General features: G+C 41.0%; 22 protein-coding genes. 2 read left to right on the plus strand and 20 right to left on the minus strand.

Going from position 1 to position 19,255, the window contains the following annotated elements; translation table 11 throughout:
• Positions 1 to 26: 26 nt before the first annotated feature.
• From AWH02_RS08280 to AWH02_RS08310, 7 genes are all read right to left on the minus strand, one after another.
• Positions 27 to 806, minus strand: a complete 780-nt coding sequence (locus AWH02_RS08280) for an L-threonylcarbamoyladenylate synthase (RefSeq protein WP_005590290.1) — start codon at positions 804 to 806, stop codon at positions 27 to 29.
• 99 nt (positions 807 to 905) lie between these two features.
• Entirely contained in the window at positions 906 to 1,496 is a 591-nt protein-coding gene (gene leuD, locus AWH02_RS08285) for a 3-isopropylmalate dehydratase small subunit (protein WP_060553750.1), read from the minus strand.
• Positions 1,497 to 1,505: 9 nt separating this feature from the next.
• Positions 1,506 to 2,888: a 3-isopropylmalate dehydratase large subunit gene (gene leuC / locus AWH02_RS08290; RefSeq protein ID WP_060553751.1), complete on the minus strand. Its 1,383-nt coding sequence runs from the start codon at positions 2,886 to 2,888 to the stop codon at positions 1,506 to 1,508.
• Position 2,889: 1 nt separating this feature from the next.
• Positions 2,890 to 3,156: a DUF1294 domain-containing protein gene (locus AWH02_RS08295; protein ID WP_060553752.1), complete on the minus strand. Its 267-nt coding sequence runs from the start codon at positions 3,154 to 3,156 to the stop codon at positions 2,890 to 2,892.
• Entirely contained in the window at positions 3,153 to 4,190 is a 1,038-nt protein-coding gene (gene leuB / locus AWH02_RS08300) for a 3-isopropylmalate dehydrogenase (RefSeq protein WP_060553753.1), read from the minus strand. Before leuB ends, AWH02_RS08295 begins: the two co-directional genes overlap by 4 nt.
• A 12-nt stretch (positions 4,191 to 4,202) precedes the next feature.
• A complete protein-coding gene (locus tag AWH02_RS08305) occupies positions 4,203 to 5,771 on the minus strand; it encodes a 2-isopropylmalate synthase (protein ID WP_060553754.1) in 1,569 nt (522 codons plus the stop codon).
• Positions 5,772 to 6,152: 381 nt separating this feature from the next.
• Entirely contained in the window at positions 6,153 to 6,809 is a 657-nt protein-coding gene (locus tag AWH02_RS08310) for a hypothetical protein (RefSeq protein WP_060553755.1), read from the minus strand.
• A gap of 165 nt (positions 6,810 to 6,974) precedes the next feature.
• Between AWH02_RS08310 and AWH02_RS08315 the strand changes: the two genes are divergently transcribed.
• Both AWH02_RS08315 and birA read left to right on the plus strand, forming a co-directional pair.
• Complete coding sequence (locus tag AWH02_RS08315) at positions 6,975 to 7,976, plus strand: LacI family DNA-binding transcriptional regulator (RefSeq protein ID WP_060553756.1); 1,002 nt, start codon at positions 6,975 to 6,977, stop codon at positions 7,974 to 7,976.
• A 16-nt stretch (positions 7,977 to 7,992) separates the two neighbouring features.
• Positions 7,993 to 8,928: a bifunctional biotin--[acetyl-CoA-carboxylase] ligase/biotin operon repressor BirA gene (gene birA / locus AWH02_RS08320; RefSeq protein WP_060553757.1), complete on the plus strand. Its 936-nt coding sequence runs from the start codon at positions 7,993 to 7,995 to the stop codon at positions 8,926 to 8,928.
• Between the two features lie 58 nt (positions 8,929 to 8,986).
• On the opposite strand, the gene AWH02_RS08325 is transcribed toward birA, so the two are convergent.
• From AWH02_RS08325 to AWH02_RS08375, 13 genes are all read right to left on the minus strand, one after another.
• Positions 8,987 to 9,172: a DUF3272 family protein gene (locus AWH02_RS08325; protein ID WP_008808893.1), complete on the minus strand. Its 186-nt coding sequence runs from the start codon at positions 9,170 to 9,172 to the stop codon at positions 8,987 to 8,989.
• Between the two features lie 38 nt (positions 9,173 to 9,210).
• Positions 9,211 to 10,881, minus strand: a complete 1,671-nt coding sequence (dnaX, locus tag AWH02_RS08330) for a DNA polymerase III subunit gamma/tau (protein ID WP_060553758.1) — start codon at positions 10,879 to 10,881, stop codon at positions 9,211 to 9,213.
• Complete coding sequence (locus AWH02_RS08335; protein WP_060553759.1) at positions 10,881 to 11,378, minus strand: GAF domain-containing protein; 498 nt, start codon at positions 11,376 to 11,378, stop codon at positions 10,881 to 10,883. Before AWH02_RS08335 ends, dnaX begins: the two co-directional genes overlap by 1 nt.
• Before the next feature lie 139 nt (positions 11,379 to 11,517).
• The gene (locus AWH02_RS08340; protein ID WP_060553760.1) at positions 11,518 to 12,618 is read right to left on the minus strand and encodes an alpha/beta fold hydrolase; all 1,101 of its coding nucleotides are present in this window, start codon (positions 12,616 to 12,618) and stop codon (positions 11,518 to 11,520) included.
• A 10-nt stretch (positions 12,619 to 12,628) separates the two neighbouring features.
• Positions 12,629 to 12,955, minus strand: coding sequence for an AbrB/MazE/SpoVT family DNA-binding domain-containing protein (locus tag AWH02_RS08345; RefSeq protein WP_081094152.1), 327 nt, complete (start codon positions 12,953 to 12,955; stop codon positions 12,629 to 12,631).
• 6 nt (positions 12,956 to 12,961) lie between these two features.
• Positions 12,962 to 13,372 (minus strand): helix-turn-helix domain-containing protein, encoded by a 411-nt coding sequence (locus tag AWH02_RS08350; protein ID WP_060954923.1) that lies wholly within the window; start codon positions 13,370 to 13,372, stop codon positions 12,962 to 12,964.
• Positions 13,373 to 13,489: 117 nt separating this feature from the next.
• Positions 13,490 to 14,107 (minus strand): Type 1 glutamine amidotransferase-like domain-containing protein, encoded by a 618-nt coding sequence (locus AWH02_RS08355; RefSeq protein ID WP_060553761.1) that lies wholly within the window; start codon positions 14,105 to 14,107, stop codon positions 13,490 to 13,492.
• 12 nt (positions 14,108 to 14,119) lie between these two features.
• Positions 14,120 to 14,734: a class I SAM-dependent methyltransferase gene (locus AWH02_RS08360; RefSeq protein WP_045502401.1), complete on the minus strand. Its 615-nt coding sequence runs from the start codon at positions 14,732 to 14,734 to the stop codon at positions 14,120 to 14,122.
• The gene (locus tag AWH02_RS08365; protein ID WP_045504782.1) at positions 14,731 to 15,312 is read right to left on the minus strand and encodes a GrpB family protein; all 582 of its coding nucleotides are present in this window, start codon (positions 15,310 to 15,312) and stop codon (positions 14,731 to 14,733) included. Before AWH02_RS08365 ends, AWH02_RS08360 begins: the two co-directional genes overlap by 4 nt.
• Positions 15,313 to 15,437: 125 nt before the next feature.
• A complete protein-coding gene (locus AWH02_RS11085) occupies positions 15,438 to 15,593 on the minus strand; it encodes a hypothetical protein (protein WP_045502399.1) in 156 nt (51 codons plus the stop codon).
• Between the two features lie 11 nt (positions 15,594 to 15,604).
• Positions 15,605 to 16,915: a GTPase ObgE gene (obgE, locus tag AWH02_RS08370; protein WP_045502396.1), complete on the minus strand. Its 1,311-nt coding sequence runs from the start codon at positions 16,913 to 16,915 to the stop codon at positions 15,605 to 15,607.
• A gap of 75 nt (positions 16,916 to 16,990) precedes the next feature.
• The gene (locus AWH02_RS10750) at positions 16,991 to 17,122 is read right to left on the minus strand and encodes a DUF4044 domain-containing protein (protein ID WP_012000341.1); all 132 of its coding nucleotides are present in this window, start codon (positions 17,120 to 17,122) and stop codon (positions 16,991 to 16,993) included.
• Positions 17,123 to 17,299: 177 nt separating this feature from the next.
• On the minus strand, positions 17,300 to 19,192 hold the full coding sequence (locus AWH02_RS08375; protein ID WP_045502393.1) for a Cna B-type domain-containing protein: 1,893 nt from the start codon (positions 19,190 to 19,192) through the stop codon (positions 17,300 to 17,302).
• Between the last annotated feature and the right edge of the window lie 63 nt (positions 19,193 to 19,255).

Below are 19,255 nucleotides of genomic sequence, written 5' to 3' on the forward strand. Positions count from 1 at the left end.
CCTCTCGCACTGAGCTTCTTTTTATCTTAGTAATATTCACCTTGACGGTAATCCCATGAGTTGAAAGTATCGGACAGGTGCATCATGATTTTGTCAATGTCCAAGCCTTTGCGGATGACCACTGGTGCTGGTGAGATGGAACGTTGGCCACCTTGTTCTGGAATTAGTTTTCCATCCTTGTCAACCATTGAGACCATAACGCCCTGCTCATAGCGAGTTTCAATGGTCTTGTCTGGCTGGATAGAGGCTACATAGTCATCTGCTTCAATGACTAGGTCAACTGCGTTTTCGATGCGCTCGCCAATTCCTTCGACCTTGCCGCGGTTTCCTTTACCGGATGGGTTAGCTGAGGATGCATAGACCATCTTGCCTTCTTCCCAAAGCTTAGCTGCCAGCTGCTCGCCCGCCTTACCAAACTTAATAACAAAACAGCTAGTGCCACGAACGTCTGTCATCAGCTCTTCTCGACCGTCGCCATAGGCTTTGAGCTTTTCGAAAGCTTCTGGCTTCCATGGAAGGATACAGCCCAAGAGGATATCTTCATCCCAATGCTTTTGATAAAAGGCTTCAATTTCAGGATTGAGCTGAGCCAAAGCACGGAGCTCATCCATGCTGCCACAGAGGACAACACCAGGCTTATTACGGTTACGTGCCTTAGCTTCGAACTTACGCTCCAAACCTGCCTTATCGCTGGTCATAATGATGTAACCTACCTTAGTCGGACAAACGATACAGCCCCCATCGCCTTTAAGAATGTCATAACCTTCTTGTGAAAGAGTTCCGTTCCATTGAATGTGTTTTGTCATAAGTTTATTCCTTTTCTATTAAATTAAGATTTATTTTACCATATATTCTTATCAGAGACAAGATATATTTAGAATTTTCTGAATATATCAAAAATATGGTTACTGCCAATAAGATGGACGATTCTTTTCATATTCTGCAATCAAATCCTCATACTGCAGGGTAATACCGATATCATCCAACCCGTTGAGGAGCTTGTGCTTCCATTCTCCATCAATGTCAAAGGAGAATTCTCCCACCGGTGAAAAAATCTTCTGCAGTTCCAAATCCACAGTCACTTGATCCGTTGGTTTCAGTTTCGCCAAAGCTTGCCGAACTTCCAGTGGCTGGACGATAGGTAACATGCCGTTATTAAGTTCATTGTTGTAGTGAATATCCCCGAAAGATCCGGCAATAACCACCTTAAAGCCGTAGTCAGCCAAGGCCCAGGCAGCGTGCTCACGAGAGGAACCAGCTCCGAAATTGTCCCCTGTAATCAGAATAGTCGCCTTGCGATACTCAGGTCTATTAAAGACGAAATCAGGATCTTCGGTGTACTGATTGTCTAGGTAACGCCAAGCGTACATGAGATACTTGCCAAAGCCTTTTTTATCAATCAACTTGAGAAACTGCTTAGGTAAAATTTGGTCCGTATCAATATTATCGTTCATGAGTGGGACTGTTGTCCCTGTATAGATTGTAAATTTTTCCATAAACCTTCCTTACTGAACCTCCGGTAGCTGACGAATATCTACGAAGCGTCCGGCAATAGCTGCCGCTGCAGCCATGGCAGGACTGCAAAGATGAGTCTTAGCACCAAATCCCTGACGATCCTCAAAGTTCCGATTACTAGTAGAGGCACAGTGAACTCCATCTGGCACCTTATCTGGATTCATTCCCAGGCACATAGAGCAACCAGGATCGCGCCACTCAAATCCTGCATCCATGAAAATTTTATCCAGTCCCATCTTTTCAGCAGCCCGCTTGACCGGACGAGAGCCTGGTACGACGATAGCTGTTAGATTGGGAGCAATGTGCTTACCAGCGACAAACTTAGCTGCCAGCTGCAAATCGCTGAGTCTAGCATTGGTACAGGATCCGATAAAGATATAACCTAGGTCAATATCTTCTGCTTTCTTACCTGGGGAGAGGTCCATGTAATTATAGGCTCGCTCGTCGTTCATGTCACGTATTTCTGGGAAAGCAGCACCGAACTCTACTCCCATAGAAGGATTGGTTCCCCAAGTCACCATTGGTGCAAGCGTGGAAACATCAATCTCAATGACCTTATCATAGACAGCATCGGGATCACTGACCAGAGTCTTCCAATCAGCTACTGCTGCCTCAAAGTCCTTGGGAGCGCCCGGCCGACCCTTAACGTAATCATAAGTCTTCTGGTCGGGGTTCATAATGCCCATCTTGGAGCCAAACTCAATAGACATATTGCAGATGGTCATACGCTCTTCCATGGTCAGATGATCAATCGCATCACCAGCATACTCGACCACATGACCAACACCTGCAGCCACACCATATCGGGCAATCAGAGCGAGGATAAAGTCCTTGGAATAGACACCTTTAGGTGGCACTCCGGTAAATTTGACCAGCATTTTCTTGGGCTTGACCTGCCAAATGGTCTGTGTAGCAAAGACGTGCTCCACCTCTGAAGTACCGATTCCAAAAGCAATGGCTCCAAAAGCTCCGTGAGTGGCTGTGTGACTGTCACCGCAGACAATGAATTTGCCCGGCTGGGTCTTGCCTGTTTCAGGTCCAACCATATGGACAATCCCCTGCAACTCTGATCCGTGAGCCGCATGCTCGATGCCAAAATCCTTGACATTCTCAGAAAGCTTATCAATCTGAGCCTTGGAAATCACATCCCGGATATCATAAATATTGACCGTAGGAACATTATGGTCAAAGGTACCAAATGTCAAGTCCGGCCGTCTAACTTTGCGCCCTGCATCTCGAAGACCTTGAAAAGCCTGAGGGCTGGTTACTTCATGAATATAATGCTGATCTACATACATAAGCTGGGGCTGGCCTTCTTGACCTGTTATTACATGCCTTTCCCACAGCTTATCAAAAATCGATTTTCCAGCCATACTAGCTTCTCCATATGTAATATAAAACTACAATTTCTATTATTATTCCACAAATCCAATCCAACCAGAAATACCATTTTCTGGTCTTATGATGGAAGAGTTGACCGCCTAATAAAGCGCCCAAACCCGCAGCTACCAAAGCTGACAGCAGCAAGGCCTTCTCTGGAATGCGGTAGTGATTTTTCTTTGCCTTTCGCTTATCCCAGCCATAAAGCAGGAAAACGATAAGGTTCCATAGCAGGCAAATACCTGTTAAAATCCATTTCATAAGTTGTTAATAATCGATTCCGTCATTTGAGTTGTTGTCGCCTGTCCTCCCAAATCACGGCTTAAAATTCCTTGAGCCAAAGTCTTTTCAACCGCTACTTCAATGGCTTCTGCAGCTTCGAGCTCTGCAAAACTATCCCTCAACATCATGGCTACAGAAAGGATCATACTGATAGGGTTGGCAATGCCTTGCCCTGCAATATCTGGAGCCGAACCATGAATGGGCTCATAAAGACTTGGTCCATCAGCCGAATGACTGGCAGATGGCATAACTCCTAGCGTTCCTGATAAGACGCTGGACTCATCGGATAGAATATCTCCAAAGAGATTTTCCGTTACCACAACATCAAACTTAGCAGGATTGGTAATCATAAGCATCGCAGCGCTATCCACCAGCTGATGCTCCAAGGTCACATCTGGATAATCCTTGGCGACTTCATCTGCTACTCTGCGCCAGAGTTTGGATGTTGCTAGCACATTTTGCTTGTCAATACTGGTCACGCGCTTTCTGCGACCACGCGCAATGTCAAAGGCCTTACGGACAATCCGTTCTACCTCTTCATAGCTGTAGTCGTTGATATCTCGCGCAGATTTGTCCTCCAAAATATGCTCGCCAAAGTAAATCCCACCAGTCAACTCGCGCACAACCACGAAATCCACGCCAGCAATTCGCTCTGCCTTCAAAGGCGACAAATGTTTTAGGGCATCAAAAATCTTAACTGGACGAATATTAGCATAGAGTTCAAGCTCCTTGCGTAGAGCAAGCAAACCTTGCTCCGGCCGAACCGGAGCATTATCATACTGGGGACTACCGATAGCTGCTAGGAGTAAAGCATCTGCTTCCTTGGCTGCTTCTAGAGTAGACTGAGGCAGAGGATGACCTGCTGCATCAATCCCAGCACCCCCAAAAGCCTTCTCCGTAACATGATAAGTAAAACCGAACTTATCCGCAATGGCAGCCAGTACTTGAAGACCTGCTTCCATGATTTCTGGCCCGATACCATCACCCGCCAGAGCTACAATTTCTTTTGTCATAGGTACTCCTTCCTATTCACTAGCGGGTAAATCATGGTAAGAAACGCGACGGCCAATTTCACCGGCATTTTCCTTTTGAATAAAGGTATTGGCATGGATATAGGCAATAGCACTAGCCTTAAGAACATCAAAGTCAATACCAGAGGAGTTAAAGATCGTATCTGTATCCGTATTTTCTACAGCTACCAAGACGCGAGCCTGAGAGTCAATACCATCTGTTACCGCTTCAATGTTATAAGACAAAAGCTGGACAGACTGGTTAAAGAATTGGTCAATCGCATTAAAGATAGCTTCAACACTTCCCTTGCCTTCTGCCACACAAGTGACTGTCTCACCATCTCCATTAACCAACTGCACATCAGCTGTGATAGTTTGGTCATCATTGGTCGTTAACTGCAGATCATCAAATCTGAATCCTTCTGGATTTTCAACCGTCGTTCCAGCAATCAGAGCTCGAATATCAGCATCTGTAACTTCATTTTTCTTATCTGCCAGAACCTTAAACTTAGCAAAGAGATTATTAATTTCAGATTCAGCAAAGTCCAGAGCCAATTCTTTGAGTTTTTCGACAAAGGCATGGCGACCAGAGAGTTTACCAAGTGGGAGTGAGTTGCTCTTGACACCGACCAACTCTGGGGTGATGATTTCATAAGTCAGTGGGTTCTTAAGAACGCCATCCTGATGGATACCAGACTCATGTGAGAAGGCATTGCCACCAACGACAGCCTTGTTCTTAGGCACTGGAATACCTGAAAAACGAGACACAAGTTCAGAAGTATTAATGGTTTCATTAAGGACGATATCTGTCTCAACCTGATAATAGTCTTGACGAATCTCTAGGGCAACCGCTACTTCTTCCAGAGCCGCATTACCAGCACGCTCACCAATACCGTTGATCGTGCCTTCCACACGTCCAGCACCATATTTGATCGCAGACAAGCTGTTGGCTACTGCCATTCCCAAATCATCATGGCAGTGAGGACTATAGATAATTTCACGATCTGTTTTTACGTTGTCAATCAGATACTTGAAGATATTACCAAACTCTTCAGGTGTAGTAAAACCAACCGTATCTGGAATATTGATGTAGCTAGCACCTGCGTCAACTGCTGTCTGAACAACTTGAAGCAGAAAATCCAGCTCTGTCCGTGTCGCATCTTCAGGTGAAAACTCGACAATCTCAAACTTAGAGCGAGCATAAGAAACATGCTCCTTAATGGCTTCTAAAATCTCTTCCTTGGACTTTTTCAGCTTGAACTCTCTGTGAATGGGACTGGTTGCAATGAAAACATGTACCTGAGGGTGCTTGGCATCCTTGAGTGCCTCATAGCAGGCATCAATGTCAGACTTAACCGAACGCGCTAGGCCAGTGACTGAAGCTTTGGTGATTGCTTTGGCGATTTCCCGTACTGCTTCAAATGAATCTGGACTAGCAGCTGGGAAGCCAGCCTCGATGGCCGAAATTCCCCATTTTTCAAGTTGTTTAGCAATAGCAACCTTTTCCTTAACGGAAAAGTTCACTCCAGGTGTCTGCTCACCATCCCGAAGGCTGGTATCAAGAAACTCAATTTTTCGTGTCATAGACAACTCCTTTTCTAATACACAAGAGCTCTTATAATCAAGGCATCAAAATGTAAACTAACATAGGTATAAAAAAACATCTCACTTGAGGAACAAGCGAGATGTTGATTTACTCCCGCTTGGTAAGCCAAACAGGACTAATGCTTTTGCACTAGCCCGAGTAACGCAACAACAAAGCAAAGTTTGAAGATTGGTTTGACTTCATGTTTGACTAACTCCTTTTGAGATGATTTCTTATTGTTTAGGATTCTAACACAGTATTTTTGTCTTGTCAAGAAAAAGTCGATATTTTCTGAAAATTTTTAATATACTGCACTCTGTTTCTACCCAGCCAAGTCTTTTTGTTATTAGGAAAAGGAAGATTAGATCAAATCTTAAATATTAAGAAAATTGATCTTGACTAGACAACTGCTTTAAAATTGTCTTTAAGTGTCCAATTCCCCTCTCTACCAAAGCATCTACATCATCTTCTGCTTTTTCAGGATAAGTTGGATACAGGAAATTCCCCACTAAAATCATGGGTTTTCCAGACGAGTCTTTTTCTAGACGATAAAAAGAGATAGCTGAAGCCTTGTTGGCTTGCTCTGAACGCTCATATCCTGTCAGCCACTCCTTATCTCCGATAGTGACCTTTCCTTCTTTAGAAAAATGATGACCGTCATCAATCATAGTTTGCTTTAGAGCTTTTTCAGAAAGTTTCTGATTATCTTGAATACGCAAAGTATAAATTTGTACTAAAAAATAACGACCATCTTCTTTAGCAGTATAAGCCACATCTTCATTAGGTTTTAGACTTTGTTCAAGATCTAGTTCCCATTCTTTTGGAATCATATACTTCAGGCTATCCACTGTCTTATCTTGACTATCTTTAACCCAAAGATAATAGGTTTCTCCATCAGAAATGGAGACCGGTTTAGCCTTTGAATAAACATCAAATTGTTGGTCAAGACTTAGCGGTCCTTTCTTACAGGCTGTTAGGAAAAACAAACCACATAAAATAGTGGTTAATGCAAGAAAAGTTATTCCATGTCTTTTCATCTTTTATCCTCCTCATTCAAAGCTTTATTTTATTATACCACATACTATAATCTGCCCACTAATAACTATGACAAATATGCTGGGATGTTTTACTAAATTCTACTTTGTGATTTACTAATTTTTGATGTATAATGAAAGGATAGTAAAGAAAAAGGATTGAATCGTATGGTTACTATCAAAGATATTGCCCATGCTACTGGTGTTTCATCTGCAACTGTTTCGCGAGTTTTAAACCAAGATCAAGCCATGTCTGTCAGTGATGAAACACGTACCAAAATTTTTACCATCGCTGAACAGCTTGGTTATAAAAAATCAAAGAAAACAAATAAACGTTCTAAGTCTTCTCACAGAATTGCCATAATCGAATGGTATACAGAACAAGAAGAACTAGATGATCTCTACTACTACTCTATTCGTTTAGGAGCTGAAAAAAGAGCTCAAGAATTAGGCTATGAGATCATTAGAATTTTCAACAATGATTCTATGGCTCAACTAGAAAATATTGACGGAATCGTTGCTATCGGTAAGTTTAGTCCTGATAAGATAAAAGAACTGGAAGCTTACAGTGACAACTTAGTTTTTGTCGATAGCGATACCTTAAATTATGGCCATTCTTGCGTCACGACCGACTTTGAAAACTCCGTTATCAATGTTATAGATTATTTTATCAACAATGGCCTAAAGAAGATTGGCATGATTGCTGGTCAAGAAACCTCTTCAGATAGAAGCACACTCCTATCTGACCCTCGACTCAACACTTTTCAATCCTATCTCACACAACTCAAGCTATATGATCCCAACTTGATCAAAATTGGAAGTTTTTCTTCAGAAGCTGGATATAAGATAATGAAAGAGTTCATTATGGAGCTTGGTGACAATCTACCTCCAGCCTTCTTTGCAGCAAATGATGCCTTGGCCTCAGGCGCCTTGCGTGCTTTGCAAGAAGCTAAAATCCCTGTCCCAGAAAGAGTTAGCTTGATTTCTTTTAACGATACTTCTCTGGCCAAATACATGTATCCAAAACTCAGTACTGTGACAGTCTTTACAGAAGACATGGGAAAACAAGCCATTCAGATTCTTGAGCAAAGTTTCCAAAAAGATAGTTCTTCAGTTCCTTATATGGTCAAATTAGCTACAAGATTGACTATTAGAGAAAGCAGCCTTTAAATTAGAAAGACATACTATGAAAACCTATGAAAAGCTATATGATATTCTTAGCCAAGCCGATGATTACGTCAATGGTGAAAAAATAGCCCAAGACCTAGGGATCACACGGACCTCTATTTGGAAAGCTATTCAAAAACTTGAAAAAGAAGGCATCCAGATCGAATCTGTCAAGAATCGTGGCTATCGATTGCTTGATGGAGATTTGCTACTTCCTTCTTGGATTGAAGAACACGCTCCTGTTCAGGTTTCCTTCAATCCTGACTGTAAGTCCACTCAAATCGATGCCAAAGCTGGGATGGAAGCTGGCGCCCCATCCGATACCCTTTATCTAGCCACCTCCCAGTCAGCTGGTCGTGGCCGTTTCAGTCGTGTTTTCTTCTGCCCTAGCCAAGGTGGCTTCTACATGTCTCTCCACCTCAAGCCCAACCTCCCCTTTGACCAGATCCCATCTTATACTATCTTAACTGCGGGAGCCATCTATAAAGCTATAAAAAATTTAACTCTTATGGACATTGACATCAAGTGGGTCAATGATATTTATTTTAAAAATAAAAAGATAGCCGGTATTCTAACAGAAGCTACTACTTCTATCGAGAATGGACAGGTAACTGATGTTATTATCGGAGTTGGCTTTAACTTCTCTATTAAGGATTTTCCTGCAGATCTCAAGAATAAGGCCGGATCATTATTTGATGAGAAACCGCCAATTAGTCGTAATGAGCTCATCGCTGAGATTTGGAAATGCTTTTACGAAAGTGATCCAGAAGAACTCATCTACCTTTACAAACAACATTCCTTGGTGCTAGGTCGGGAAGTCAGCTTCAATCAAAATAATACTGACTACAAGGGTTTGGCTAAGGACGTTTCTGACAGTGGTCAGCTCCTTGTTCAGCTCGAAAATGGTCAAGAAATCTGGCTCAATAGTGGCGAAGTTTCTCTAAGCAGTTGGTAATAGGTCAACTAAAATCACAAGATAAAAGGACTGAGTTTTCTCAGTCCTTTTCTTATATTTATTTTAAATGTTTATCAATTTCATCAACAATCCGACCCATGACATAGGAAATCTGAATATTTCGCAAAATCAGAAAGGCCCAGAAAATCGCCATGAAATAGTGTTCCGACATTATGGATTCATTAAAAAAGTATGTTTCAACAGCCGTAAAGAGAGCCACTGTGATAAATTGTCTTCTATTCATAAATGTATTATATCATGAAAAATTCAAAAAATCTTTTCTTAGTCTTCTTGCACGGTAATTTTTTCAGCTAAAAAGTCAAATCCTTCTGGAATCAGATTTTCCTCCTTCTTCTCTTCGACTTCAACTTTACCATTTCTGCTACGAGCCGAGAAATCCGCTCGGATCTTGGTCCATTCTTCTAAGGAAATAGCCAAAATCTCTGGTGAAAACCCTGCCGCGTTGCTAAGAATATTGCCAAACATGGTATTGAGATTGTCTCGCTTCATGGTCTGCTCAGCGTTAAAATTAGACTCAAAAGCTAAGATAGCATGGCTTTCATTGGCTGCTACAGGTTGCGAGCCAGCCAATAAAGCCTTGTCTGCCCCGGATAAACTCTCAATGACCTCTCCCCAAGCATTCTGTAGCTTAGTCAGATTGCTACGAGCCAAACTAGGATTCTCAACAGCCTCTTCTAAAATAGCATTAACTTTATGACGATCTACCCGATAACCTTTTGACTTCTGTGGACGAATATCTGAAGTTTTGACAGCTGCCACTGGTTTCCCATTGCCATTAGATAGCTGCTGCTTGAGATTATCAATCTCTTGCCTCAATCCCTTGAGTTCATCAGCTAGATTATCTGGAATGGCTGTCGCTGTAGGAAGACTGCTAGTCTCTGCCAGTCGAATGGTCATCATTTCTGTATAAATCTTAGGCTGCAGGCTGTTCTTGATGTCTGCCAAACTCTTGGTCGCCATATCAATCATGGCAAAAAGAGTATCCTGCGGTGTTTTGAGATTTTCCAGAAAGAGCTCGCTGGCGTGATGATTCTCCCCGCCAGTTTTGACAATGATTAGATCACGCAGATATTGCAGGAGGTCCGTTACGAAACGGGCCATATTTTTTCCGCTGTCAAAAATCAGATTAAGATTATCCAAGGCCGCAACTGCATCATGCGCAATCAAGGCTGCTACATAAGCATCCAAGGCTCCCAAGCTGATAGAGCCTGTGATCTCTTCAGCTATTTCTGTGGTCAGGCGGTTTTCCTGGGTTAAACTAAGAGCCTGATCAAGGATAGACAGGGCATCCCGCATACCACCTTCTGCTCGACGGGCAATAATCTGCACACCTTCTTGCTCAAAGTCAATACCTTCCTGATCCAAAATCCACTCAATATGGGCAATAATGTCCTGAGTCTTGATAGACTTAAACTCAAAACGCTGGACACGGGAAAGAATCGTGGCTGGAATCTTATGCAACTCAGTCGTCGCTAGGATAAAGACCACATTTTCAGTCGGTTCTTCCAAGGTCTTGAGCAAAGCGTTAAATGCCCCTGTTGAGAGCATGTGCACCTCGTCAATGATATAGACCTTGTGCTTGGCCATACTAGGTGCATAGGTAGATTTATCCCGAATATCACGAATCTCATCTACCCCATTATTAGAAGCTGCGTCGATTTCTATGACGTCTTCAAGGCTTCCCTCAGTTATGGCCTGACAGATATAGCAGTCATTGCAGGGCTCGCCGTCCTTTTGATTCGGACAATTCATAGCCTTGGCAAAAATCTTAGCAACACTAGTTTTCCCTGTTCCACGTGGACCAGAAAAGAGATAAGCATGGCTGATTTTCCCTTGCTCCACAGCCTGTCGCAGAGTGGTTGCCACTACCTGCTGACCCACCAGCTGACCAAAGGTCTGACTGCGGTATTTCCGATATAAAGCTTGATACATTAGGCTTTTTCTCCAAACATTTCAAAATTCCAAATCGTTTTTTCAAGCAAAATCTGTACGAACTTTTCCAGATATTCCTGATCTATCTTATCATAATCCCCCGTCAAAGCCGAGTCTAAATCCAATACTCCAAGCAGTCGACCGTCTTTTACCATGGGCACCACAATTTCGCTCTTAGCCCGGCTATCACAGGAGATATAGTTGGCATGCTGAGTCACATCATCTACGATAATCGTCTCTTCTTTCTCCGCAGATTCCCCACAGACACCCTTGCCTAGCGTAATATGGACACAGGAGACACCGCCCTGAAAAGGCCCCAGAATCAGCTCATTTCCATCAAAAAGATAGAAACCGGTAAAAACCGAATGAGGTAGAGCTTGATTGAGCAGCGCGCTCGCATTGGAAAGATTAGCTAAAGTGTTAGTCTCACCCTCCAACAAAGTTTCCAGCTGTGCTAATAAAAGTTGATAATTTGAAATTTTATCTTTTGTGTTCATAGAGTCTATTATATCAAAAAAACAGTCTGATGGCTGTTTTTGAAATAAAAATAAGAAGCACAACTTAAATCGACTTTAAACTTTTCGTCAAGTGAAAATCCCAATAGATCAAGTAAAAACATCTCTCACCTTTAAGATTCTATTTACACCTTTTTTGTAAATCATCAATCGCCCGAATAAAAATCTCAGGTTTTTCAACATGAATATCATGCCCACTCTTGATATTATCTATTAGATGATTGTTCAACAAAAGTTTGTCTATTCGCTTAGCATCTTTGTCATCCATAGCACTCAAAAGAATCCCATTTTTATCATAGTAATTCTTCTGATTCAAAGGCCGAGCCACATGAAGCAATATAGATGGACATTGAACTTTTTTCAAGATTTCTTCCTGTTCAAATCCCTTGAACCAAGAAAAATCATAAAATGTTGAGCCAAAACGAAGATCGTAATCTCCTGTTCCATCCTGTAAATTAGCTGTTAAGTCATAGATGAGATTCACTTGTAATTCTGGCGGATAGTACCAAATTCTAGGAATCTTTCCTGGATGATTTTTCATATAGTTCAGAGCTGGTTTTTTGACAATTTTATTAAAATTTTCCTCACCAAAAAGTTTTTTTAAATAAGTATGTTCTAAAAAATAGGCAGTATAATTTTTTTTACCGCTTTTTAAGAAATCATACATATCTTTAAATCCTAACCAAGAAAAAGTAGAATGTGCTCGACTAGGCTCTGTTGAAAAGAACGGTGCATCTTCTATCAATAGTCCTCTAACAGTATCAGGAGCTAGTGCAGCTACCATTGTTGCCAGAAGCCCTCCTGATGAATGTCCTGAAATGAACACAGGAGCTTTTATAATATTATGAATAAACCAAATGAAATCCTGACTATTTTCTAGTGCTGAATATTTAGCAGGATTTTTACTAGACCCACCATGTCCATAACAATCTACTGCATATACATGATATCGCTTAGACAATTCTCCAAAAACCTTGGCGTAGTCCTCCCAAGATACTTGCTGGCCATGGATCAGGAGTAAAGGGGGACCATTTTTTGGACCTTCGCCATAATTAATAAGAGATCCATCTGGTAAAGTCACTTGCTTTTCTATCATCCCAGCTTGTCGTATATATTCAAGATTAGCCTTATCATAGTGTAGATTACGATAAGCAAACCACCCTGCACTTACCAATATAAGAGCTATCAATATCAAAATAACTAACATCATTGTCCTTTTCATTCATCGCCTGCTACTTTTCTGAAAAATACTTAGGAGTTTCTAGAAAAAAATTCGGATCTAATAACGCCAATCCTTGATTTTCATCTCCTAGCAAAAGAAGCTGATCTCCCGCTTTTATTTGAAAAATATTTCGTGCCCGAGGGGGTAAGTGGATTTCACCACGCTCCCCCACCGTTACTGTTCCAAAAATATATTTCCCTTTGATACTAGGAGTTGTCAATAAATTGCTCTCTAAATGTACTAGTTCATCCAAACTCACATCAAAAAAATCAGCGCACTTACTAATATAAGAGCTATCAATATCAAAATAACTAACATCATTGTCCTTTTCATTCATCGCCTGCTACTTTTCTGAAAAATACTTAGGAGTTTCTAGAAAAAAATTCGGATCTAATAATGCCAATCCTTGATTTTCATCTCCTAGCAAAAGAAGCTGATCTCCCGCTTTTATTTGAAAAATATTTCGCGCCCGAGGGGGTAAGTGGATTTCACCACGCTCCCCCACCGTTACTGTTCCAAAAATATATTTCCCTTTGATACTAGGAGTTGTCAATAAATTGCTCTCTAAATGTACTAGTTCATCCAAACTCACATCAAAAAAATCAGCTAATTGAGAGGAATAAATCACATCTGGAACGCTTTCTCCTGCTTCCCATTTTGCTATAGTCTGTCTTGATACACCTATTTCCTCGGCCAGTTTTTCCTGAGAAATATTCTCTCTTTTTCTTAAAATAGCAATATTTTTAGAAATCATTTTTTAATCTCCTTTTTATGATTACACTGTTAGTATAGCAAAAAAGCTGGTTGCTTCAACCAAGCTTTTCTTACTTTTTATAGACCTTTTGTTAAAATTCGTGGCAAAAATATTTTATTACTCCTCCAAAACCTTCACTTCTTCTCCTTCCACAAGCACAGCTTGGTGATTATTGAGGGGAAGGAGATTCAGCTGGTCGCTGTATGTATCCAGAGTTGCCTGAGCGCTTTCGACAAAGGGTTCTTCGCCAACATGAGGAAGAACATAAAAATCCACCTCATCCAATCCAGCTGTATCGTGCAATTCTTCTGCAACTGCCTTATCGTCCATGATCTTATTATAGTCAATGTCCTTAGCTGTGATGATAGCACCAGCGGATTCGCCCACATAAATCATACCGTCAGTGATCTGCTCTTTTATCAAGGACAGAAGTTGCTTTTTCTTAAGTTCTTGCAAAAGGTAAAAGGTATTGCCTCCAGAGACATAGAGGAGTTTACTTTGAAAAATCTTAGCTTGTGCTGTTTCTCTATCACAAGCTGAAATATCCAAGACCTCTACTTGAAATCCCAAGTCCTCAAAGGTTTGCAGGGCTTCATCAATATAACCCCTATACTCTTCTACATTTGCAGCCGTCGGTATAAAAAGTATTTGTTTGCCCAATTGCTTTTCAGATACATATTGTCTGAACAAGTCCTTGACTCCCGCAAAATAAGAGCATAAAAACAATTGTTTCATAGGATACCTCCCTTAGTTTTTCACGATTTGATAAAGAATCCATTGACCATTTCTTTGACTATTGAGGAGATGTAGGTCCAAGGTTGACAAGAAGCTTTCCAGTTTTTCACGCTTTGTAAAGTCTGGTAGGTAGTAAGCTAATTTGCTCCATTCACATGCTAGTAAAATGATTCCATCAGGCTTAAGAATCCTCTTAAGTTCTAGGAACGCTTGAGTTAAATCCGACCAATGAAAATGCGTCTGAAAGGCTGTAATCAAATCAAATTCCTCAACAGGAAGATTTGTTTTCTCAACATTTTTCACCTCGAAAGATAGACCAGGCTCAGACAATTCTTCAGCTGATTTGATGGCTGTAGTTGAAATATCAATCCCCAAAACTTGACTATCAGGAAAGTGCTTTTTCAAATATTTTGAGGATACTCCATTTCCAACTCCAACATCCAAAATTGAATCAAATTGTTTCTTATAACCCAGCTGACTGACCGACCAAACAACCATGGGCATATAAACACGATTCCAAATTTTCATCATCCATAGTCCAATAAAGCCTGAGGGTTTCTTTGATTGGTAAATTAAGTAAGGAAAAGCCAGAATAATCAGAAGGCCAATCATTGCTAGATAAATCATCTGTCTTCCCTCTCATATCGTCCATTATAAAGCCTTTTAGCTTCCTTGGTGTATTTCTTGATAAAATCCGTCTTGGAATCTGTATAGGCATCCCGATTGTGCTCATACTGTTTCCACAAAGAAAGTTTGAGCTGTTCATAGTCCTTAGCTACAGTAGGGTGCTCCTGTAAATAATCTCTAAAGTAAAGCTCATCATGATCACCTTCATAGCGCAGATGCAGATGGAAAACCCGCTTCGCAAAACCACTCGGTGTGTAGCCCTTATTAAATGACATCCGTCCTTGGCTTTCTGACATGAGGAGATAACCATTTTGTAGCAATAAGTCCCGTATAATAGCCATATCTGTTTCTATTGGAATTTCCAGCATGATGTCCACTATAGGCTTTGCCCAGATGGTCTCTACTGATGTTGAGCCAATATGGCTAAGACGAACGATCTGATGTTCTGGCAAAACACTCAAGAGCCGAAGTCGCTCCTCCTCATACCAGTCTTTCCACTCAACCTGATGTTCTCTCAAAAAAATTGGAAAAAGTTGCCACAACTCTTCTAAAGTCATATCCTCTAATGATTTTGTCATCATCCACTCTCCTTTAGATTCGAATATTCCTTAAGCATATTATATCATTATCTGAAGCAAAAGAAGCGCACTAACAGTTAACTATAAATAGAAACACCCTGAGAATTTTCCTCAGAGTGCTTATTTTAATCTTTTTTTTGAGCCTTTTCTCTTTCCAATCGTAATTTCCGATTTGGATTAAGGCGTGTGAAGAGCTCTTCTAGCTTTTCTGCATTCCAGACGTCTGCTGCAGAGACAAAGTTTCCATTTTCATCACGGAAAGATATTGGTTTATCACCCATTTCAAGCCTCCTTAGTCAACGAATTCAAACTCAAACTTGCCGATCCGGACCAGATCCCCATCCTTGGCTCCGCGAGCACGAAGGGCTTCATCAACACCCATACCACGTAGCTGACGAGCAAATTTCATGACGGCTTCGTCACGGTCAAAGTTGGTCATATTAAAGAGTTTCTCAAGCTTATCACCTGACAGCACCCAAGTCGCATCATCATCACGAGAAATTTCAAAGGCTGGTGCTTCTTCATCAAAGCCATAGTAAGCTTCTTCTTCCATTTCAGACTCATCATAGAGCAAGAACTCTGGTGTCTTATCCAGTAGTTCTGCGGTCGCATCCAAGAGGGTTGCAAGTCCCTGCTTTGTCAGACTGGAAATTGGGAAGATTTGTGGTAAATCTGCAAATTCGTCATAATTAGCCGCTAATTTCTCTTTAAATACCTTGATATTCTCAGCGCTATCTGGCATATCCATCTTATTGGCAACAATAATCTGCGGACGCTCCATAAGACGAAGATTATAGGATTCCAACTCTTTATTAATGGCTAGATAGTCCTCATAAGGGTCACGCCCCTCACTAGCTGACATATCAATGACATGCAGGATAACCCGTGTCCGCTCAATATGACGGAGAAACTGTGTTCCCAGTCCAACCCCTTGGCTAGCCCCCTCAATAAGCCCCGGTAGATCTGCTACTGCAAAAGACTCTCCAGACTGGGTGCGAACCATGCCTAGATTGGGAACGATGGTCGTGAAATGATAGGCACCAATCTTAGGCTTAGCTGCTGTGATTACACTAAGCAAAGTGGATTTTCCGACAGATGGAAAACCAACTAATCCGACATCTGCTAGGACCTTGAGCTCCAGCAAAAGCTCCCGCTCTTGACCTGGTTCTCCATTTTCAGAAATCTCAGGTGCAGGATTTTTAGGCGTTGCAAAACGGATATTTCCACGACCGCCTCGGCCACCACGCGCTACGATAAATTCTTGGCCATTTTCTACCAAGTCCGTCAGCACTTTGCCCGTCTCTGCATCACGAACTGTTGTCCCCTGTGGCACTCGAACAATCAAGTCCTCAGCCCCTCGGCCATGCATTCCCTTGGTCATGCCCTTTTCACCAGACTGAGCCTTGAAGTGGCGATTATAACGAAAATCCATCAGAGTGCGCAGGCCTTCGTCAACGACAAAAACAACATTGCCTCCACGACCGCCATCACCACCCCAAGGACCACCATTGGGAACGTATTTTTCACGGCGAAAGGCAACCATACCATCACCACCATTACCAGCCTTAACCTGAATCTTGGCTGTATCTAAAAACATACTCATTCTTTCTCTACCTTCTCTTAACTTTCACTTTCATATTCCTAAAAAAAACGCTGAAAGAGCGTTTCGGATTTAAAATTATCTCAAAATAGCGCTGACTGCACTAGCAATAATGGCTCCGACTGTTACCACAATCATGATTACCACAACGACCATTGTTAATTTTTCAAATCCTGTTTTTTTGCGTTTTCCTTCATCTCCAAAAGCCACAATAATTACCTCTTATATTTTTATAGACTTATTCTAACATGATTGATAGTATTTTTCAAATGCTAGTCGCTTCAAATAAAAAAAGAAAGAAGAAAGGCTTGAAAATGATAAACCTTATCTTCTTTCAAATTATTTTGATCACTTAAAAACATACTTCTTATTTTTTTAAGCCATCAATTATTGTTTATTTTTCTTTCTTAAGAGTACAAATACACCACCAAGAATAACCAAAATTGAACCTCCAGCTGCTGACAACCAGATAGCCGCTTGCTCACCAGTCTTTGGCAAGGTTGGTTTATTGTCAGATTTCTTGGTTTCTGTTGTTTTTGGATCTTGTTTATTTGAACCCTTTGGATCTTCTACCTTTGGATCTGGCGTTTTACGACCAGGATCATTCGGATCGCCTCCACCTGGATTGCTTGGTTTATCCTTTCCAGGCTCTCCTGGGTCTGATGGAATAGTTGGCGGATCATAGGTATTAATTAAGTCATAACCTTCAACTTTTGAACTATAGTTTACAATTGCATCTTCACCAATTGTATAGGTAATTTTTTGACCATTTTCATCATTTACTGGAAGACCACTAAATGTGTAGTTCCAGCCATCAGCTTCACTGACAACTTTAGATGCTACTACTTGATTGTTAGCATATAGATTAACTGTAATGCTCTTTGGACGAGTCATGTTTGTATCATTAACCCATGTTTTATGACCTGATACAGAGGTTACTGGTTTGTATGTATTGGTAAAAGTCGCGTCTCCATCATAAGAAACTGAACCAAATTTTTCACCCAATACATCAACAACTTTAACTGTTACTTTAACCTCTTTAGAGTCATAAGTGTAGCCATCTTCCTGCCCTGGAATTTCTTTAATTACATAGTTGAATGTACCAGCTTGGCTATAGTTGATTGTTGCGAAATTAATAGAACCATCAGCTTCATTAGTAGCTGTCTGTAAAAGTTGCCCCTTGTCATCGTAAAGACCAAAACTAAATTGTCCCTTAGTCAATTCTTTACCGACCAGAGTTTTTTGAGCCTTGATTACAACATCTTTTGAGCGTTCGGCACTTCCATCTCCCGAACCAGCTTCCAGTCTAAGTGAGCGATTGATTGTTCGTTCTCCTGGGAAGTTTGTAGCTGACCAAGATAATTTATTATTTACTGTATCACCTACTTTAGTTCCTGGCGCTACACGAGTTGAGTATTCAATATACATTGGCCAATTGTAATTATCACCAAAGTTGATTGTGAAGCCATTTACGTCGCCATTTGCATTTTTAGAAAGAACTGCTTTCTTTGTAAAATTGTCAAGAACAGGTAGAGTTAAAAGATGGGCTTCATTACGAATTCCCCCTTGAACTGGTGCATAGCGCACAGCTCGTAAACTTCCTGGGACAAGAGTTAAGCCATCACCAAAATTATCAGAAATAACCATTCCACGAAGCATGTCTTGTCGAGCGTTTAAGATAATACGCCATTTAACAATACTTGGATCTGATTTATCTTGGTAACCATATTTCATCTCGTACTCACCAGCTTGACCATCATCCTTTTTATATTGGAAAGAAAAGTCAGTTTGACCAAAACGGAATGAAACAGGGCCAGACTCTTTGACTGTGTCATTATTTAATCGAACATTGAAATTTAGAGACATTCTCTTATTTTCAGGCAAACGAGAGAAGTAATCACTGAAAGTTACTGTCACCGTCTGATTGTTCGGATCTACTTGAGCGGTACCAACAACTTCACCCTTATCATTTTTGACATCAATGACATTAAAATTCAAAACTGTAATAAGAGTTAACTCTTGAGGCAGCTTCAGAGTAAGGGTATCACCGCTATTAATAGCTTGTGAATCCGGAAAAGTAATGTCACTTGTCACAGCTAAGGTCTCATTTGTCGTAACTGTTGTATCGCTAGTTAAAGGACTACCATTTTTAGTAATAGTAACATTGTTTGTATAGTCAGTAACTTCAGCAGCTTGAGCTGATTTTGTTACACCAAGACCAAAAACAATAGCCGACAACAAAATAAAGAATTTAAGAACAAGATTATTTTTTTCTTTCATTCATTATTCCCTCCTTCATATTTTATTATACCTAAAATACAGAAAAGTAGGAAATGTTTTATA

Origin of the sequence: Streptococcus gordonii (assembly GCF_001553855.1) — a bacterium.
Taxonomy (GTDB): Bacteria; Bacillota; Bacilli; order Lactobacillales; family Streptococcaceae; genus Streptococcus; species Streptococcus gordonii.

What these genes read in the sequence shown, in the direction of transcription:
- obgE (WP_045502396.1), bottom strand. Translation starts at nt 16,915, where the DNA reads ATGAGTATGTTTTTAGATACAGCCAAGATTCAGGTTAAGGCTGGTAAT.
- AWH02_RS08340 (WP_060553760.1), bottom strand. Translation starts at nt 12,618, where the DNA reads ATGAAAAGGACAATGATGTTAGTTATTTTGATATTGATAGCTCTTATA.
- dnaX (WP_060553758.1), bottom strand. Translation starts at nt 10,881, where the DNA reads ATGTATCAAGCTTTATATCGGAAATACCGCAGTCAGACCTTTGGTCAG.
- birA (WP_060553757.1), top strand. Translation starts at nt 7,993, where the DNA reads ATGAAAACCTATGAAAAGCTATATGATATTCTTAGCCAAGCCGATGAT.
- AWH02_RS08365 (WP_045504782.1), bottom strand. Translation starts at nt 15,312, where the DNA reads ATGACAAAATCATTAGAGGATATGACTTTAGAAGAGTTGTGGCAACTT.
- AWH02_RS08345 (WP_081094152.1), bottom strand. Translation starts at nt 12,955, where the DNA reads ATGAATGAAAAGGACAATGATGTTAGTTATTTTGATATTGATAGCTCT.
- AWH02_RS08305 (WP_060553754.1), bottom strand. Translation starts at nt 5,771, where the DNA reads ATGACACGAAAAATTGAGTTTCTTGATACCAGCCTTCGGGATGGTGAG.
- AWH02_RS11085 (WP_045502399.1), bottom strand. Translation starts at nt 15,593, where the DNA reads ATGGGTGATAAACCAATATCTTTCCGTGATGAAAATGGAAACTTTGTC.
- AWH02_RS08280 (WP_005590290.1), bottom strand. Translation starts at nt 806, where the DNA reads ATGACAAAACACATTCAATGGAACGGAACTCTTTCACAAGAAGGTTAT.
- AWH02_RS08295 (WP_060553752.1), bottom strand. Translation starts at nt 3,156, where the DNA reads ATGAAATGGATTTTAACAGGTATTTGCCTGCTATGGAACCTTATCGTT.
- AWH02_RS08325 (WP_008808893.1), bottom strand. Translation starts at nt 9,172, where the DNA reads ATGAATAGAAGACAATTTATCACAGTGGCTCTCTTTACGGCTGTTGAA.
- AWH02_RS08310 (WP_060553755.1), bottom strand. Translation starts at nt 6,809, where the DNA reads ATGAAAAGACATGGAATAACTTTTCTTGCATTAACCACTATTTTATGT.
- AWH02_RS08375 (WP_045502393.1), bottom strand. Translation starts at nt 19,192, where the DNA reads ATGAAAGAAAAAAATAATCTTGTTCTTAAATTCTTTATTTTGTTGTCG.
- leuC (WP_060553751.1), bottom strand. Translation starts at nt 2,888, where the DNA reads ATGGCTGGAAAATCGATTTTTGATAAGCTGTGGGAAAGGCATGTAATA.
- leuD (WP_060553750.1), bottom strand. Translation starts at nt 1,496, where the DNA reads ATGGAAAAATTTACAATCTATACAGGGACAACAGTCCCACTCATGAAC.
- AWH02_RS08315 (WP_060553756.1), top strand. Translation starts at nt 6,975, where the DNA reads ATGGTTACTATCAAAGATATTGCCCATGCTACTGGTGTTTCATCTGCA.
- AWH02_RS08355 (WP_060553761.1), bottom strand. Translation starts at nt 14,107, where the DNA reads ATGAAACAATTGTTTTTATGCTCTTATTTTGCGGGAGTCAAGGACTTG.
- AWH02_RS08335 (WP_060553759.1), bottom strand. Translation starts at nt 11,378, where the DNA reads ATGAACACAAAAGATAAAATTTCAAATTATCAACTTTTATTAGCACAG.
- AWH02_RS08360 (WP_045502401.1), bottom strand. Translation starts at nt 14,734, where the DNA reads ATGATTTATCTAGCAATGATTGGCCTTCTGATTATTCTGGCTTTTCCT.
- AWH02_RS08350 (WP_060954923.1), bottom strand. Translation starts at nt 13,372, where the DNA reads ATGATTTCTAAAAATATTGCTATTTTAAGAAAAAGAGAGAATATTTCT.
- leuB (WP_060553753.1), bottom strand. Translation starts at nt 4,190, where the DNA reads ATGACAAAAGAAATTGTAGCTCTGGCGGGTGATGGTATCGGGCCAGAA.